We start from the raw sequence: 17,636 nt of genomic DNA, 5'->3' as shown, positions 1-17,636 counted from the left end.
AATGCTGTGTAAACGGGATTTTAGTGCCTGAATTGGGATGTTATTGGTTTGAATAAATGATTTAAATAATAAAATATCACTGTTTTAACAGATATTATGCGGGTGGTGAGCATTGATGGAGCGGCAGTCATAAAAAAACCCCTGCACCGTAAGGGGCAGGGGTTTGACGATCGACAGCAGAAAATCAGGATTTCGGTGTGCTGTAAATCGGGCCTGGCTGCGTCAGCGTCGGTGCTGCCTGTGCTGAGGTGTCTGCCTCAGCAGGCGCAGCGGTCGGTGCCGGCGCTTCCGTGCTCTGCGGGTCGGTCGGGGTGGCAGGTGCTGCGTCACTGCCGCTCTGCGGAGCAACCGGGACCGCAGGGGCTGAGGCATCGCTGCTCTCCGGGATAGCCGGGGCAGCAGGCGCTTCTGCAGGCTGCGCGTTTGCCTGCTCAGGCACCACTACCGGGGCTGCAGGCTGGCTGTCGGTTCCGTTCACCTTCACCGGCATACCTGAACGTGCTTTCAGCGCGTCTTCCATTGCCGTCGTGTTCACGCTGGCATCGGAAACCACCTTATTGACGGCAGGGGTCAGCGTCAGCGGAACTGGTTCACGTGAAGCAAATTGCTCTTCGGTCTGCGACAGCGGGTTGTGGATCTCCACGTAGCGTGAACCGTCTGGCTCTACCGAGGCTTTCACCGGCTGGTCAATAAACTGCACGCGCGTTCCCACCGGCACGTTGTCGAACAGCCATTTGATATCATCCGCACGCAGGCGCACGCAGCCGTGGCTTACGCGCAGACCGATACCGAAGTTGGCATTGGTACCGTGAATGGCATACAGGCGACCGATATACAGGGCGTAAAGACCCATCGGGTTATCCGGGCCAGCCGGGAACACCGCAGGCATTGATTCGCCACGTGCCGCGTACTCTTCATGCATTTTTTTAGTTGGCGTCCAGGTTGGGCCATCTTTTTTACGCTGAACCGTGGTAGTCCAGTTCACCGGAGTATCTCTCCCCAGCTCACCGATGCCGATCGGCAGAACTACAACGGTTTTGGTGCCTTTCGGGTAGTAATACAGACGCATCTCCGCGCTGTTGATCACGATACCTTCGCGCGGGGCGTCAGGCAGGATCAACTGCTGTGGGATGATCAGTTTACTGCCAGCTTTGGGCAGATAGACGTCAACGCCCGGGTTAGCTTCCATCACGTTGCTCAGACCCATCTGGTACTGAGCCGCGAACGCTTCCAGAGGAAGCTTGCTATCCTGCGGGATGGTAATTTCCAGATTTTCCCCAATCAGGCGGCTGTTCGCGGCCGGAAGCGGGTAAACCACAGCGAAGGCAGAGTGGCTGAAAGCCGCTGCCGCCAGAATCAGGGTGACGAACGCACGAATGTTCTTTTTCATAGTAATTTCAGGTGTAGCGCCATGTAGACTGTTGATAAACGACCCAATACTGGCCAACTGTGACCGGCTGCACATTATATGTGCATAACGGTCCCAGAAGAAACCAGCATTTTCCCTGTTGAACTATCTTTACGATAAATTGTCTGCAATGCCACCCTTTCAGCGATGCAATACTCTGTTATCAGGGTTGCCATAGCGGATCTTTTCCGCTGAGCTTACGGTCAAGGAAGAAAGCGGTACTGATCAGCGCCAGGTGGGTTAACGCCTGCGGCGTATTGCCCAGCGCACGTCCCCGGCTGTCAAACTCTTCGGCGTACAGGCCGACATGATTGGCGTAATTTAACAGCTTCTCAAACTCAAAGTGTGCTTCATCAAGGCGACCCGCACGGGCAAGGCACTCTACGTACCAGAACGAGCAGGCAGCAAACGCGCCTTCTTCGCCCTGCAGCCCGTCAGCCGGGGTCTCACTCACGTTATAACGCCGCACCATCCCGTCACTCACCAGCTTGTCTTTGATAACGTCCAGCGTCGCCAGCCAGTCCGGATCGGTAGCCCCGACGAAACGCACCAGCGGCATCAGTAGCATAGAGGCATCGACAAACTCACCGTGGCGGGTCGCGACAAAGTGGCCGTTTTTATGCCAGAAGTTCTGCCAGATATCACTGCGGATGGCATCGCGGGCGGCGGCCCAGCGTTCGGCAGGCATCGACAGCGATCGCTTTTCCCCCAACCTGAGCGCCCGATCCATCGCCACCCAGCACATCAGGCGCGAGTGGAGAAAATGCTGGGGTTCACCGCGCATCTCCCAAATCCCGGCATCGGTCTGGTTCCAGTGTTCTGCTACGTAGTCAATCATCCTGCTGACGTGGTTCCAGCCGCGCTGGGAAATGGCTTCCCCGTATTTATTTGCCAGGTAGATGGCATCCATCAGTTCGCCGTAGATATCCAGCTGCGACTGGTGCCACGCATCATTACCAATGCGCACCGGGCGTGAGTCGGCATAGCCGGACAGATTAAGCAGCTCACTCTCATGCAACTCTGTTCCGCCGTCAAGGCGGTACATTATCTGTAGTTTTTCCACGTCGCTGTGGCTGTTCTCCACGCAGCGCGCCACCCAGTGGGTGAAATGCTTGGCCTCGTCCACATAGCCGAGGCGCATCAGGGCATACATGCTAAAGGAGGCATCGCGGATCCACGATGCGCGATAGTCCCAGTTGCGTTCTCCCCCCAGTTCCTCCGGCAGGCCGAAGGTCGCCGCCGCTGCGATGGAGCCGTGCTGCCATGAAGTCAGCAACTTCAGCGTAATTGCCGAGCGAGTCACCATTTCCCGCCAGCGACCCTGATAGCTGCTCTGCCTGCTCCAGTGACGCCAGTAAGCCAGGGTAGCGTCGAAACAGCTGTCACTGCTGTTTTCATCAGCGTGATCCAGGTGGGGGTCCTCATCTGCGCCAAAGACAAACTCGCGCGATTCGCCGGCATCAAGGGTAAATTGCGCCACCGCCGCCGCCTTATCCAGCTGGAAATCAGCTCCGCCCGTCAGCCGCAGCGTCGGCTGGCCGTCGGCGTGGAACGTTACCGCACCGTCATACAGGGTGGCGGTGGTTTCTGCCCGGGCATAGTTATGCACCGGGGCACAGCGCAGATTCAGTGTTGCGGTGCCGTGAACAACCTTAATACGGCGAATGATGCGCGGCAGGCGGTCTTCCCGCTGGCACACCGGCATATAGTCGGTGACTTCCACCACACCCTGGTCGTCCAGCCAGCGGGTTTGCAGGATGGCGGTATCGGGCAGGTAGATCTGCATCCGGCGGGCATCTGGCCAGTCCGGACTGAGGCTGAACAGCCCGGCGTCATCACTGTCCAGCAGCGCGGTGAACACTGAGGGACTGTCCAGGTTGGGCCAGCAGAAATAGTCGAGGGAACCGTCAGTAGCGATCAGGGCGCAGGTACGCAAATCGCCAATGACGCCGTGGTCTTCAATAGGTCGTTTTATCGTTTTCATTGTTTAACTATAGCGGCCTCTGAGAAAGCGAAGCGGAAAGTCAGCTATCGTCACGCAAAAAACGTTCTTCCAGCGTGGCCTGCAGGGTCAGCATTGCCTGTTCGGCATGCTGCATGTGGTCACGCATAATGCGTTCCACCGCCGGGGCATCCTGACGTCGCAGCGCATCAATCAGCTGATACTGATACTCAATCCCCTGGCGACGATCCACCGGCTGCGGCTGCTGATAGATATCCTTGCAGACCGCCAGATCTTTCAGCAGCCGCTGGAGGAAGCGGCAGAAGAAGGCCAGCAGCGGGTTTGCGGAATAACTGGCGACCACGCTGTGAAAGTCCAGCTCCGCCATACGCTGATCCCAGCGCTCCTGTTCGCTGGTGGGCGCATGATCGTAGACGCGGATCAACTGATGCAAATGTTGAAAACCAGCTTCGTCAATCTGGCCGATGGCGCTGACCGCGACCTGGGGTTCCAGCGTTTTACGCAGTGCGTAGATATGACTGATGCTCAGTTCCCGGGTAAACAGGTAGTTTGACAGCAGGCTCATGGCGCGGGCCTCCGGCATGCTGTCGATAAATGCGCCGCCACCGGGGCCGGTACGCGTGCGGATCAGCCCCTGGGCTTCCAGCGCTTTTAACGCCTCGCGCACCGTACTTTTTCCTGCAGAGAAGCGGGTCATCAAATCCTTCTCCTGGGGCAGGCGATCGCCAGGCAGCAGATTGTCATCAACAATGCTCTGCTTAATGGCATCGATAATGGTGTCGGTTCGCTTACGCTTTACCGCATCGGGCGGCGTGGAGACTGAGGACATGGTCACCTGTATATCAGAAAGTGGGCTGAACGCCTGGCGGCGTGGCCTGCCAGGCCGGCGCGCTGGCCAGCAGCTGGCGGCTGTACTCATGCCTGGGGGCACTGAACAGCGTTTGCGTGGCGGCGCACTCGACGATAGTACCAGAATTCATCACCGCCACGCGGTCGGCAATCGATTCCACTACCGCCAGATCGTGACTGATGAAAAGGTAAGAAAGGCCAAACTGCTGTTTGAGATCCTCCAGCAGCAGTAGAACCTGGGCCTGTACGGAGACATCCAGCGCACTGACGGGCTCATCCAGCACCAGGATCCGGGCCTCTGCCGCCAGGGCACGGGCAATGGCCAGCCGCTGGGCCTGACCGCCTGAAAACTCATGAGGATAGCAGTGCAGGGCGTCGTGAGGCATATTGACTGCCGTCAGCAGCTGCTGCAGACGGGGCAGACAGGCACTGGCCTGATAGCCGCACAGGCGCTGCAGCGGGACGCTGAGGATTTGCTGAATCGTTTTGCGTGGGTTCAGTGAGGCCACCGGGTCCTGAAACACATACTGGATGGTCTTGCCAAAGGCCTGAACGCCGCGCTGCGCCAGAACGCGGGCATCCTCGCCCTGCAGGGTCAGGCTGCCTGAAGTCGGAGACTCCAGCCCGACCAGCATCCGTGCCAGGGTGCTTTTCCCGCTGCCGCTTTCCCCCACCACGGCAAGCGTTTCCCCCTGCCAGAGATCCAGACTGATGCCCTTTACGGCATCGACGGAAGCGCTGCGCTGCCACCAGCCACCGTGGCCGTGATAGGTTTTCTTCAGATCGTGTATTTCAATCACTTTTTTCATGATGTCTCCCGCGCGTGCAGCTGACGGATCTGTTGCAGGAAGGCCCGGCCCTGGCCGCGCTGCGGCACGCTGGCAATCAGCCGCCGCGTGTAGTCGTGGCGCGGAGCCTGCAGTACCGAGGCGGTACTGCCGCTCTCAACAATTTCCCCGTGACGCATCACCGCCACCCGATCGCACATCTCGCTGACCACAGCAAAGTCATGGGTGATAAACAGCAGCGCCAGCCCGCGTTTGTGGCGCAGATCGTTCAGCAGCGCCAGAATGCGTGCCTGTACCGTCACGTCCAGCGCGGTGGTGGGTTCGTCGGCAATAATCACCTGCGGATCGTTGGCCAGGGCGATGGCAATACCGACGCGCTGGCGCTGGCCGCCGGACAGCTGATGTGGCCAGGCGTCAAAGCGCTCTGCGGCCTGCTGAATGCCGGTATCCTCCAGCAGGGTAATCGCCTTAGCCCGCGCCGCCGCTGCGCTCAGCGGCTGGTGGCACTGGATAGCCTCAACCAGCTGCTGGCCGATGCGCATCTGCGGATGCAGTGACGTCAGCGGATCCTGGAATATATAGGCCACCCGCACGCCACGGCGTTGTTGCATGGCTGCCGGTGAGAGCGACAGCAGCTCTTCGTTGCCCAGCCAGACGCTACCGCCGGTGATCACGCCGGGCGGGGAAGCAACCAGCCCCATAATCGCCAGCGCACTGACGCTTTTGCCGGAGCCGCTTTCACCGATCAGACCGAGGCACTCCCCGGCGTGTAGATGGAAGCTGATGCCTTTTACCGTCGGGACGCGTTGCTGACCCCGGCTGAAGGCCACCTGTAAACCGGCCACTTCTAGCAGCGCCTCCGGGTGGGTGCGTGCCGGGATCTGCGCGCGGTCAACGGTGGTCATGGCCTGCGAACGCAGCAGGGCACCGGACTTGAGGCGCGGATCCAGCAGGTCGCGTACGCCGTCGCCAAGCAGGTTAAAGCCGATCACCAGCAGGAAGATCATTACCCCTGGCACCAGGGCGACGTGGGGAGCGATAAACAGCTGGCTGCGCCCCTGACCGAGCATCGATCCTAAATCTGCATCCGGTGGCTGGGTTCCCAGTCCGAGAAATGACAGCCCCGCAGTTTCCAGAATCATCCAGCCGATAGTGGTAGAGAGGGTGACAACAATCAGCGGCAGGACGTTAGGCAGCACTTCCGTTAACAGGATCTGGGTGTGGTTTTTACCGGACAGCCTGGCTGCCTGAATAAAGTCGCGCCCGCGCAGGCCGAGGGTCAGGCCACGCACGTTGCGGGCAAAGAAAGGAATATTGACCAGCGCTATGGCATACAGCGCATTCAGCAGGCCCGGGCCGAGGACGGCGACGATCGCCAGGGCCAATAATATATACGGGAAGGCCATGATCATATCGATCAACCGCATCAGAATATTGTCGGTGCGCCCGGCGGCGTAACCGGCAATCAGCCCGACCAGCGTGCCGCATACCGCCGCCAGCAGGGTGGCGCTCAGGCCGACGGCCACCGACACCCGCGTGCCCCACAGCAGGCGCGACAGCATATCGCGTCCCAGCGCATCCGTGCCCAGCAGATGACCCGGCGTCAGCGGCGGAGCCAGCCGTTTAAGCAGATCGGTGGCATCCGGGTCCGGCAGCGGCAGCAGCGGCGCGAGCAGCGCTGCCGTGATGGTGACAATCAGCAGCAGCAGTCCCAGCGCCGCCAGGCGGTTATGCAGCAACAGCGACCAGCCGGTGCGTCGTGCGGGAGGGGCGGTGTTAACAGTCATGATTTTACCCTCGGGTCAAGACAGGCCTGAACGATGTCGGTCAGCAGATTAATCAGTACGTAGGAAATGGCCGCCACCAGCACGCCGCCCTGCACCAGCAGCAGATCGCGCGTGGAGACCGCTTTAACCAGCATGGCCCCCAGGCCCGGCCACTGGAACACGGTTTCGATATACACTGCCCCGCCGAGCACAAACCCGGCCTGAATACCGATGGCCGGGATCACCGACACCAGGGCCACGCGAAAGGCGTGACGCCAGATCACCCGGCGCTCGCTGACGCCTTTGGCACGGGCGGTGCGGATATAATCCTGGCGCAGGACTTCCAGCATTGCGGTACGTGTCAGACGGGCGATCACCCCGGTTGCGACAATGGCCAGGGTGATAGCGGGCAGGGTCAGATGATGCAGCAGATCCAGCGCATCGCCGCCGCCGTAAATGGCAAACATCCCGGAGGCCGGGAACCAGCGCAGGCTGACGGCAAACAGCATAATCATCAGCAGGCCAATGAGGAAAGAGGGCAGTGAAATGCCGATCAGTACCAGCAGGGTGATGATTCTGTCGCCCCAGCCAAACTGACGTACGGCGGAGGTCACACCCGCCAGCAGGCCGAAAACAACGCTTAACAGCAGGGCGCAGCCGCCGAGCAGCAGAGTGGCGTTCAGACGCTCCAGTACTTCATCAATCACCGGGCGATTCAGGACGTAAGAGCGCCCGAAATCGCCGTGTAGCAGGTTGTTGACCCAGATAAAATACTGCTGCCACAGCGGTTTATCCAGACCCAGCTCGGCGCTGACGCGGGCGACGTTCTCCGGGGTGGCAAACGCCCCCAGCAGCGCCTGTGCCGGGTTGCCGGGGATCATCGCCATCAACAGAAAAACAATCAGCGACAGCCCGATTATTACCGGGATCACCCCGATCAGACGCCGTAATAAAAAGCTCCACATAGCAGGCCTCCTCCGTCAGGGTTTACTAACCTGATGCAGGATCAGGTTGAAGTTGGGTTGCAGGGCAAAGTTCTGCACCTGGCGGGTGGTGACGGCATTCTGTTTCCAGTTGGCGACAAACAGCCAGGGTGCGTCGTCGTGAACAATGGCCTGCACCTGGCGATACAGCGCACCACGCTTCTGCTGATCGCTGGTCCTGCGGGCTTCATCCAGCAGGGTGTCGACCTGCGGATTGCTGTAGTAACCGGAGTTAAAGCCGCCTTTATCCGGCCAGGCATCGCGTCGCAGTGTCAGGAAGGGCAGCGTATCCGGGTCGTTAGTCATCCACGCCATCTCTGCCATCTGGGTCTGCGGCGTCAGCCCGGCGTTCACTTTCGCCAGGTAGGTGTTCCATTCCCAGGTCTGGATCTTCACGTTCAGCCCCACGGCTTTCAGATCGGCCTGAATGGCCGTTGCCATCGGTACCGGATCCAGCATGCCTGACCCGCCCTCGGTGACAGAGAAGTTCAGCGTGGCACCTTCGGCCCCGGCTTCCTTCAGCAGCGCGCGGGCTTTGGCCGGGTCATACGGATAAGGACTGACATCTTTGTTCGCGGCCCACGTAAACGCCGAGGGAATGGGGCCGTCAGCCACCTGCGCGGATCCCTGCAACACGTTGTCGACCAGCGCCTGCTTGTTGACCGCGTAGTTCACCGCCTGGCGGACGCGCTTATCGTTAAACGGCTTTTCGCGGGTGTTCAGCAGCAGAAACCAGACGTGCGGACCGACGGCCTGGTGAAGCTGAAACTGGGGATTACCGGCAAAGGTGTTAACCGTATCCGGTGGCACCTCGACCATGGCATCAATACCTCCTGAGAGCATCTCTGCGGTGCGGGTGTTGCCATCGGTGATCGGACGGAATACCACGGCCTCCAGCTTCGGCGCACCGTCCCAGTAATCTTTATTCGCGGTCAGTACAACGCGCTGATTCGCCTGCCATTCACCAAAACGGAAGGCCCCGGTGCCAACCGGATGACGGCCCACGTCTTTATCATATTTTTTCACGGCGGCCGGGGAGACAATCAGCCCGGCGGGCGTGGCAAGATTGGAGAGCAGCGGAGCAAAAGGCTGCTTCAGCGTAAAGACCACCGTCTGGGCGTCCGGCGTGGTGATGGTATCGATAGAGGAGAAGAAGAAGCTCAGCGGGAACGGGCCGGTGTGATAGTAGGGATGCTGCTTATTGAGCATGCGTTCAAAGGTGAATTTCACCGCCCCGGCGTTAAACGGCGTGCCGTCCTGGAAGGTCACCCCTTCGCGCAGGTGGAAGGTATAGCGCAGCCCGTCCGGGCTGATCTCCCAGCGGCTGGCCAGCGCCGGCTCAATGGTGAGTGAGCCGGGAGCATTACGGACCAGACCATCGTAAATATTCACCAGAATGCGCGAATCGTTAGCGGCGGTCGCCACCTGAGGATCAAGCGACTGCGGCTCGGCCACCTGGCCTACCACCAGCACGCCGGGAGGTGACTCAGCCCCGGCCTGGGGGGCGAGGGTGAGCAGGGCGAAGCAGGCAGTAAGACAGTGCAACCCGGTGCGTAGCGATTTGAACATAGCGGTCCTCGTTAAGCAGAGCGATCACCGCACCTGTGTGACATGCGGATGAACAAAGTTTGTCCTGTTTGTTATTTATGCGTATAAATAGAGTTAAGTGCAATAATTTATCCATATAAATTTGATCTGCCTGACAGAAGGAGGGCGCAATGACCTTTTCCATTGTGGCACGCGATGCGCAAAGCGGCGCGCTGGCGGCGGCCACCGCCACGGGCGGCCCGGCAGTGGGGGCGCTGGTGATCCACGGCCGGGCCCGCACCGGAGCCATTGCCACCCAGGCCCTGACCAACCCCCTTTACGGCATTCGCGGGCTGGAGCTGCTGACGGCGGGACTGAGCGCGGAGCAGACGCTGCACCTGCTGCTGAAAGAGGATGAGGCGCGCGAACGGCGTCAGCTGCTGATCGTCGACCATGCCGGAGCGACGGCGCACTGGAGCGGCAGCCTTTGCGGGCGCTGGTTCAGCAGCGTGGCGGGCGTGCAGATGGCGGTGGCGGGCAATATGCTGGCGGGCGATGGTGTGCTGGTGTCGATGCAGGCGGCGTTTGAACGTGCCGCACGCCTGCCGCTGGCGGACCGGATGCTGGCGGCACTGAACGCGGCACAGCAGGCCGGAGGGGATGGGCGGGGCATCCGCTCTGCGGCACTGAAGGTGTGGGACAGCCGCCCTTATGCGGATATTGATTTGCGCGTGGACTGGTCGGAAGCGCCGCTGGCGCAGCTGGCGGAAGTGCTGGAGCAGGTCAGAGCACCGGCCTATGCGGACTTTTTCCGGCAGCTGCCGGGGAGCCCCTCATCCTGATCCCGCATCGCTGACCTTTACTGTTTATTATTGCTGTTGCGGTGTTTCACCGCCCAGCGGACTCCCCATACGACGACCACCGCCAGCAGCAGCCAGAACAGATGCTTCAGGTGATGATCGAGCTGATGCAGCCAGGGGGCAATCACCCGTCCACCCAGGTAGCCGAGGGTGACAAAAATGACCGCCCACAGCGCCGCGCCGACCAGATTAAACAGTAAAAACTTACGCGGCGACAGCCTGCTGGCACCAATAATAATCGGCCCGACAATGCGCAGCCCGTACATAAAACGCACGCCGATCACGAACAGAACCGGCCGCTTGCGGATCAAGCGGTTAGCGCGATCGATCTGCTGCTGATGCTTTCTGAACCGCTGGAGGATCGGCTCCCCGTAGCGGCGGCCAATAAAGAACAGGGCAGTATCACCCAGAATCCCACCGCACATCGCCACCAGCACCACCCAGCCATAGTGCAGCAAACCTTCATGGGCGGCGACACCACCCAGCAGGGTAAAAGTCTCGCCTTCTGCCAGACAACCAATAAATAATGCCCAGTAGCCATACTGGGAAATCAGCGTATTCACATCCATCAGAGAACCGGTACTCCTCATTGTATTTGTGCCGCTAAGTCTAACCCTTTTAACAGATCTTGCAGCTTCAGTGCTTTCAGACGCTTTATTTTTTGCATGTAATGAAGTGCTTAATACATTTCATGTCGGGTTAAAAAACAAACTATTCAGAGCCGCTTATACTTGAAGAGATGCCGCCCTGAACAGTGCCTGCTGGCGGTCCGTCGTACAGAGGAGTGATGCTATGAACCATGTCTGGGGACTGCTTGCGCATCCGGGTCGGGAGATGCGCGACATTAAGCAAGAGAATGAAACGCTCTCGCACCATTACACTCACCACGTCCTGCTGATGGCGCTGATCCCGGTGCTCTGCGCCTTTATCGGCACCACACAGATCGGCTGGGATATAGGGATAGAACGCACTATCCCCCTGTCGCTGGCCACCGCCTTCTCACTGGCTGTGCTGTTCTATGCCCTGATCCTGCTGGGCGTGGCGGTGATGGGGCGGGTTATCTGGTGGATGGCGCGGGATTACCCGCAGCGGCCCTCGCTCTCCCGCTGTCGGGTGTTCGCCGGCTATGTGGCTACGCCGCTGTTTATCAGCGGGCTGGTCGCGCTCTATCCGCTGGTATGGCTCTGCGTACTGGTCGGTGCGCTGGCGTTAGCCTACACCGGCTACCTGCTGTACGTCGGCATCCCGCTGTTCCTGAATATTGACCGTGAAGAGAGTCTGCGGCTTTCCGGATCCACCCTGGCTATTGGCATCCTGGTGTTTGAAGTGTTACTGGCGATGACCGTGGTGATTTGGGGCTATGGCTATCAGCTTTTCTGACCACCGGTACCGCCGGGAAACCGGCGGTTTGCTGGTAACGCCCGGAAACGAATATCCTGTAGGAAAATCCTTAACCTTCGGCGTATTATGCGTCGGCCAGCCCCCGCAACGCGTGCGGGACGCGGTGTGTGGCTTCCACACCCACCTTACCAGCCGTTAAGTTTACGATGCCTGCAAAAATTCGTTTGTCTCTATTAAGTGTGGCTCTGCTGCTGTCTGCGCAGGGCATTCTGACTCAGGCTGTCGCGCGGTCGCAGACGCCTGCCGTTGTGACGACCGCCGCCCAGCCTGAAATTGCCTCAGGCAGTGCAATGATCGTCGATCTGAATACCCAGAAGGTGATCTACGCCAGCCACCCTGATTTGGTGCGGCCGATCGCCTCGATCACTAAGTTGATGACGGTCATGGTGACGCTGGATGCCCATCTGCCGATGGATGAAATGCTGACAGTCGATATCAGCCATACCCCGGAGATGCGCGGCGTCTATTCCCGCGTACGTCTTAACAGCGAAATCAGCCGCAAGAACATGATGCTGCTGGCGCTGATGTCCTCGGAAAACCGCGCAGCGGCCAGCCTGGCGCACCACTACCCGGGCGGCTATGATGCGTTTATTCGCGCGATGAACGCCAAAGCGCGCTCGCTGGGCATGAGCAACACGCACTACGTGGAACCCACCGGGTTGTCGATTAAAAACGTCTCCACGGCGCGCGATCTGAGTAAACTGCTGATTGCCTCGAAACGCTATCCGCTGCTGGGTGAACTGAGCACCACCCATGAAGATATGGCAACGTTCCGTAACCCGAATTACACCCTGCCGTTCCGCAATACCAACCATCTGGTATATCGACCGGACTGGAATATTCAGCTGACGAAAACCGGTTATACCGATGAAGCGGGGCACTGCCTGGTGATGCGTACGGTGATCAATCACCGCCCGGTATCCCTGGTCGTGCTGGATGCGTTTGGCAAATACACGCATTTTGCCGACGCAAACCGCCTGCGTAAGTGGATTGAAACCGGTAAAATTTCCCCGGTTCCGCCTGCAGCTTTGAGTTATAAAAAGCAAAAAGCCTCACAGCTGGCAGGTAACCGTGTGGTCGATGACAGCGCGGTAGAGTGACCTGCGCTCCTGTCGGGGGCGATCCTTTTTACACTCGCCCCCGATAGCCCCGGTTATAGCGCCCGCTGCATTAATAACGTATCGCGCCATTCACCGTGTTTGAAACCCACGGCGCGAAAGTTGCCGACGATCTCAAAGCCCATTTTCTTATGCAGGTTAAGTGAGCCGGCATTACGCTCACCATTGCCGATAATGGCCAGCATCTGCCGGTACGGCCCCTGCTGACAGCGGCTAATCAGCGCGGCGAGCAGTGCGGTGCCGATGCCTCGTCCGCCCTGATCGGCATCAATATAAACTGAGTCTTCGACGGTAAAGCGATAAGCCGGACGGGGGCGATACTGGGCGGCGTAGCAATATCCCACCACCTGTCCGTCCCTCTCTGCTACCAGCCACGGCAGATCGAATGAAGCGACTTTTCGATAGCGATCGGCCATTTCTGCCGCGTCAGGCGGCGTTTCTTCAAAGGAACCGCAGCCGTGCAGGACATGCCAGGCATAAATACGGGTGAGGGCGTCGATATCGGCGAGGACGGCGTCGCGGACCGTCAGGTCAGCGTGGGGAAGAGACATGTTTTCTCCATGCGTGTTTTCTTCTTAATTTGCCATACTCACCGTCGACGATAGTCATAGAATATTCTTATGATAACGACCTCATTTTTACATCACAAATCCTATAGTGCCGGCCAGGGCAAAAGCATAAACTAGCCGGCAATTGTCAGGCGCCGCCCGGCGCTGCCTTAGTATCAGGAACCTGCACATGTCTGGCTTGTTAACTTTTCTTCGCGTTTGTCTGCTGGCGCTCGTGACGCTATCGCCCCAGCTGGTTATGGCTGCGGAGGGCGATGACGCACAGCAAACCGATGCCCCTCCAAAGGTCAATGCTGCCGTTGAACTGCCGAAAATGCAGAAGGTGCTGGACAAGATCAAACAGCAGGTTTCCGGTGAAACCAACGACAGCAAGCTGATGGCGCTCAACGAACTGGCGCTGGAGCTGTCTGGCGATGCGGATACGCTGATGCAGGGTATTGTTCCCCAGCGTGCCCAGCTGCAGGCCCAGCTGGCCGTGCTTGGCCCGGCTCCGCAGGCGAACAGCGGAGTGAAAGAGACCGCGGAGGTGACCAGCAAAAGAAATAAGCTGGAAAACCAGAAGGGGAAAATGGATGCCCAGATCAAGCAGGCGGAAGCCATAAAGAGCGGGGCCATTAATCTTTCCGCGCAGATCGTCAACCTGCGCCGTGATGCGCTGAAAACTCAGCTGGCACTGAACGCGGGCAGTATTCTTGGCCCGCGCTTCTGGGCGCCGCTGTATAACACGCAAAGCGATGACAGCGTTAAAATCAGCGATTTTATTGATGAACTGACTTCCACCGCCGCACTGTCGTGGGAGTCAGGCTGGCGTTTTGGCACCATTATGTGGGTGCTGGCCGCCGGGCTGGTCGCCACGCTGGGTCGCCGCTATCTTGAGGAGTTTCTCGCCTGGGTGGGGATCCATCATCTGCCCGAAGGGCGTCTGCGTCGCAGTTTCCTGGCGGCCGCCACGGCAGTGACCACTCTGGCCGCGGTGGTGCTGGCGTTTAATTTCCTCGACCAGGCCTTTACCCGTCACGATCAGGTGATTGATGACGTCCGTGATTTTGCCGATAAGCTGGTCGGGCTGAGTGTGTTCTGCGGCCTGATCGCCGGATTAGGCCGGGCGTTCCTCTCCACCCGTCGGCCGTCATGGCGTCTGCCCAATATTTCCAATGAAGTGGCATTGGCTTTAAAGCCCTATCCACCGCTGACCGCCGCCCTGGTGTTTATTTTCCAGACGGTAGAGACCTTTAACAGCAGCGCCAGCACCAGCGTCGGGACGACGATTTTTGCCAACGGCATGACGGCGCTGCTGATCGGTGCCACGGCGCTGTCAATCAGCATGCGAACCAATCGCGTGCGCCGGCGTATGCTCCAGGCAGGTAACCCACCGGAAGCCAAATCCACGCTGGTGGGGCTGATTCAGATGGCGCTGACGCTGATTGGCGTGGCGATTATGATCGCGCTGCTTATCGGCTATATCACCCTGGCACGCTTCCTCAGCTATGAGCTGATCTGGATGGGAATTGTCTTTGGATCATTCTACATCTGCAGCCAGCTGGTAGCGGACGGCTGCGAAAGCCTGTTCTCCACCAACAATGCTTCCGGCAAGCGTATTCAGACCTCACTGAATATCGACGAGCGGCATCTGGGGCAGGTGGCAGCGGTGCTTGGCGCCATTGGCAAGACGTTCCTTATACTGGCAGCCGCAATGGCGCTGCTTAATGGCACCTTCGGCAGTTCGACGCCGATTGAGCTGGTGCAGAAAGCGATTGAGTTCTGGGGCGGCAAAGGGCTTGAATCCCTGAATATCGTGCCTGCGCATATGGTCAATGCGCTGATCTGCATGGTGGTCGGTATCTGGGTGCTGCGTTCGGTGAAACGCTGGCTGGAGCATGATTTCCTGCCCAAAACCACCATGGACAAAGGGATGCGGCTGTCGCTGCTCACGCTGTTCAGCAATATAGGATTTGTGCTGGTGATCCTGATGACACTGTCGATTATGGGTCTGCAGTGGAACAAGCTGGCGTGGATCGTCAGCGCCCTGTCGGTCGGTATCGGTTTCGGCTTACAGGAGATTGTGAAGAACTTTATTTCCGGTCTGATCCTGCTGACCGAGCGCCCGGTCAAAGTGGGTGACCTGGTGAGCATTAGCGGCATTGAAGGGGATATCCGCCGTATCAACGTGCGCGCCACCGAAATTCAGCTCAGTGATAAATCCACGGTGATTGTACCGAACTCTCAGCTGATCTCTCAGAACGTGCGCAACGCCACGATGGGCAATGCGCAGGGGGTGGCCACCATTACGCTGACCTTCCCGCTGGATATTGACCCGCAGCAGGTGCGTCAGCTGTTGCTGGAAGTGTATAACGAGAACGAACGTATTCTGGAGAACCCGGAGCCGTCGGTCACGTTCAAAGATCTGACCTCAACCGGCATCGTGCTGTCGGTGACGGGGAATGTGGCCAGCCCGCGTCAGGTGGGCGGCGCAAAAAGCGATCTGCTGTTTGATATCCTCACCCGACTACGCAAAGAAGGGGTGATGCTTTCTGCGCCACAGACCATGATCATCGAGCGTAAAAACGGTCAGATGGTACTGAAGGACGCCCCGGAGGAATAATCCCCCCGTAGAGGGCGACCTTTATTCCGGTCGCCCCGCGCATTTTTTCCTGTTCGCCCGCGCGGCTATTTATCGCACCCGCACTCACCCCAGTGCTTCGCCCGTGTGGTTTTTCCAATGCCAGGATTAAACGTATTAGTCGGGTCAAGCTGCTGGTAAAAGGCCTTCAGCTGCGGCTTGGCCTGATACAGATGGCCAACGTTATGCTCTGCCGGATACTCTGCGCCGCGGGCGTGCAGAATTTCCAGCATCTTCTCTTTCAGCGCGTGCGCATCCACCCCTTTTTTCACAATATAGTCCTGGTGGAACACATGACACAGGAAGTGGCCGTAATAGAGGCGGTGGGTCAGGGCATCGTCAAACTCCGGCGGCAGTTTTTCGAACCAGTCGCGATCGTTACGGCGCAGCGCAATATCCAGCGCCAGAATATCTTCCACCTCTTCATGATGCACGGCGTGGTAACGCACGGCGGCCCCGGCGGCGGCAAAGCGGTGCAGAAACGCGTGTGCGCCTTCTTTCCCTTCGCACTCAAAGTACCCGCCGTCGGCATCGTTGAAGAATTCCTGCAGATAGGCCCGCGCTTCGGCCACGCCTTCGCCGGACATTTTCAGCATCAGATGGTGCTCAAAACGATCGCGGTACTGCTTCATGCGCGGTGGAAGGTGTGAGGGCAGCAGCGCGGCAATTTTTTGCAGCATCCGATCGCTGAAGTGGGGTTTCAGCCACTTGATCCTTGCCAGCAGCGCATCTGCGCGCCCTTTCAGCGTGAAGAACAGCGGCATTTTATCGGTGCCGAGCTTGTCGATCATCACGAAAGTGTCTTTGCCGTAGGTTTCCGCGATATCAAAAATATCCCGGTGCATATATTCGCCAGCCACCGGCAGATGGGTAAAACTGGCCAGCATGTGGCGGCGTAGCCGATCGAGCACTGCCGTATCGTTGGTACCAATGTAAAAGACCTGCTGGGCGCTTTCGCTTTCAAACGTATCCAGACGGACTGCAAACAGGGCGAGCTTACCGGCACAGCCGGAGGCTTCAAACAGGCGACGCGCATCCGCGTTAAAGCGTGACGGGGTGTCGGCGTCGACGTCGCGCACCCGCACGGCATAGTCCGGATCGGAGGCGTGGCGCTGGTCGTGCAGCACGTCGCTCTGCTGCCAGCTGTCATCGTCCAGCTTACCGAGGATTTGCTCCGGCGTGGTGCCCAGGTTGATGCCGAGATGGTTGACCAGTCGTAGCTTACCGCTGGCGTCTATCTGCGCGTAAAGCGCCATTTCGGTGTAGGCCGGGCCGCGTTTGACCAGCGACCCGCCTGAGTTATTACAGATACCGCCGAGCACGGATGCCCCGATACAAGAGGACCCAATCACCGAATGGGGCTCACGGCCCAGCGGCTTCAGGACTTTTTCTAACTGATACAGGGTGCTACCGGGGAAGGCCAGCACCTGCTTCCCGGCGTCCAGCAGCTGGATTTTGTCCATCCGCAGGGTGCTGATAATCACGATATCGCGCGGATAATCCTTGCCGTTCGGCGTTGAGCCTTCAGTCAGCCCGGTATTGGCCGCCTGCATCAGGATAATCACATCCGCGGTGACACAGGCCTGCAGAATGCGCCACTGTTCCAGTAATGTCCCGGGGAACACCACAGCCAGCGCATCGCCTTCGCCCGATCGGAAGCCCTTGCGATAGCGCTCTGTTTTTTCGGGGTCCGTGAGCAGATGGTTGCGGCCAACGATGCGGCCCAGTTCAGCAATCAGTTTTTGTCCAGCGTGTTGGGAAGTGTGCATGTCATGTCCTTGTCA

14 protein-coding genes are annotated in these 17,636 nt (G+C 58.9%); 4 read left to right on the top strand and 10 right to left on the bottom strand.

The annotated features are described in order from the left end of the window. Nucleotides 1-184 precede the first annotated feature (184 nt). The 7 genes from IFU29_RS07670 to IFU29_RS07640 form a co-directional block, all read right to left on the bottom strand. Nucleotides 185-1,390, bottom strand: a complete 1,206-nt coding sequence (locus IFU29_RS07670) for a L,D-transpeptidase family protein (protein WP_191933400.1) — start codon at nt 1,388-1,390, stop codon at nt 185-187. Nucleotides 1,391-1,571: 181 nt separating this feature from the next. Next, nucleotides 1,572-3,392 (bottom strand): glycoside hydrolase family 15 protein, encoded by a 1,821-nt coding sequence (locus tag IFU29_RS07665; RefSeq protein ID WP_191933399.1) that lies wholly within the window; start codon nt 3,390-3,392, stop codon nt 1,572-1,574. Between the two features lie 40 nt (nt 3,393-3,432). Then, the gene (locus tag IFU29_RS07660) at nt 3,433-4,200 is read right to left on the bottom strand and encodes a FadR/GntR family transcriptional regulator (protein ID WP_191933398.1); all 768 of its coding nucleotides are present in this window, start codon (nt 4,198-4,200) and stop codon (nt 3,433-3,435) included. Between the two features lie 13 nt (nt 4,201-4,213). Further along, entirely contained in the window at nt 4,214-5,029 is an 816-nt protein-coding gene (locus IFU29_RS07655) for an ATP-binding cassette domain-containing protein (protein WP_191933397.1), read from the bottom strand. After that, entirely contained in the window at nt 5,026-6,795 is a 1,770-nt protein-coding gene (locus IFU29_RS07650; RefSeq protein WP_191933396.1) for a dipeptide/oligopeptide/nickel ABC transporter permease/ATP-binding protein, read from the bottom strand. Before IFU29_RS07650 ends, IFU29_RS07655 begins: the two co-directional genes overlap by 4 nt. Then, complete coding sequence (locus IFU29_RS07645; protein WP_191933395.1) at nt 6,792-7,739, bottom strand: ABC transporter permease; 948 nt, start codon at nt 7,737-7,739, stop codon at nt 6,792-6,794. The genes IFU29_RS07650 and IFU29_RS07645 overlap by 4 nt, the downstream gene beginning before the upstream one ends. 15 nt (nt 7,740-7,754) lie before the next feature. Then, the gene (locus IFU29_RS07640; RefSeq protein WP_191933394.1) at nt 7,755-9,326 is read right to left on the bottom strand and encodes an ABC transporter substrate-binding protein; all 1,572 of its coding nucleotides are present in this window, start codon (nt 9,324-9,326) and stop codon (nt 7,755-7,757) included. Between the two features lie 149 nt (nt 9,327-9,475). Here IFU29_RS07640 and IFU29_RS07635 point away from each other — a divergent pair, with 149 nt between their 5' ends. Continuing rightward, nucleotides 9,476-10,126: a DUF1028 domain-containing protein gene (locus IFU29_RS07635; RefSeq protein ID WP_191933393.1), complete on the top strand. Its 651-nt coding sequence runs from the start codon at nt 9,476-9,478 to the stop codon at nt 10,124-10,126. Nucleotides 10,127-10,143: 17 nt separating this feature from the next. On the opposite strand, the gene IFU29_RS07630 is transcribed toward IFU29_RS07635, so the two are convergent. Next, nucleotides 10,144-10,713, bottom strand: coding sequence for a DedA family protein (locus IFU29_RS07630; protein WP_191933392.1), 570 nt, complete (start codon nt 10,711-10,713; stop codon nt 10,144-10,146). Between the two features lie 223 nt (nt 10,714-10,936). Between IFU29_RS07630 and IFU29_RS07625 the strand changes: the two genes are divergently transcribed. Together IFU29_RS07625 and pbpG are read left to right on the top strand one after the other, a co-directional pair. After that, nucleotides 10,937-11,524, top strand: coding sequence for a Yip1 family protein (locus IFU29_RS07625; RefSeq protein ID WP_191933391.1), 588 nt, complete (start codon nt 10,937-10,939; stop codon nt 11,522-11,524). A 167-nt stretch (nt 11,525-11,691) separates the two neighbouring features. Next, nucleotides 11,692-12,645: a D-alanyl-D-alanine endopeptidase gene (pbpG, locus tag IFU29_RS07620; RefSeq protein WP_191933390.1), complete on the top strand. Its 954-nt coding sequence runs from the start codon at nt 11,692-11,694 to the stop codon at nt 12,643-12,645. 53 nt (nt 12,646-12,698) lie between these two features. Here pbpG and IFU29_RS07615 read toward each other — a convergent pair whose 3' ends face one another. Further along, nucleotides 12,699-13,214, bottom strand: coding sequence for a GNAT family N-acetyltransferase (locus tag IFU29_RS07615; protein ID WP_191933389.1), 516 nt, complete (start codon nt 13,212-13,214; stop codon nt 12,699-12,701). Between the two features lie 187 nt (nt 13,215-13,401). Between IFU29_RS07615 and IFU29_RS07610 the strand changes: the two genes are divergently transcribed. Continuing rightward, the gene (locus IFU29_RS07610) at nt 13,402-15,834 is read left to right on the top strand and encodes a DUF3772 domain-containing protein (protein ID WP_191933388.1); all 2,433 of its coding nucleotides are present in this window, start codon (nt 13,402-13,404) and stop codon (nt 15,832-15,834) included. Between the two features lie 65 nt (nt 15,835-15,899). Here IFU29_RS07610 and dld read toward each other — a convergent pair whose 3' ends face one another. After that, a complete protein-coding gene (dld, locus tag IFU29_RS07605) occupies nt 15,900-17,621 on the bottom strand; it encodes a D-lactate dehydrogenase (protein ID WP_191933387.1) in 1,722 nt (573 codons plus the stop codon). Nucleotides 17,622-17,636: the final 15 nt, after the last annotated feature.

Origin of the sequence: Erwinia persicina (assembly GCF_014838825.1) — a bacterium.
GTDB lineage: Bacteria > Pseudomonadota > Gammaproteobacteria > Enterobacterales > Enterobacteriaceae > Erwinia > Erwinia persicina_A.
This window is presented reverse-complemented; position numbering and strand designations above follow the sequence as displayed.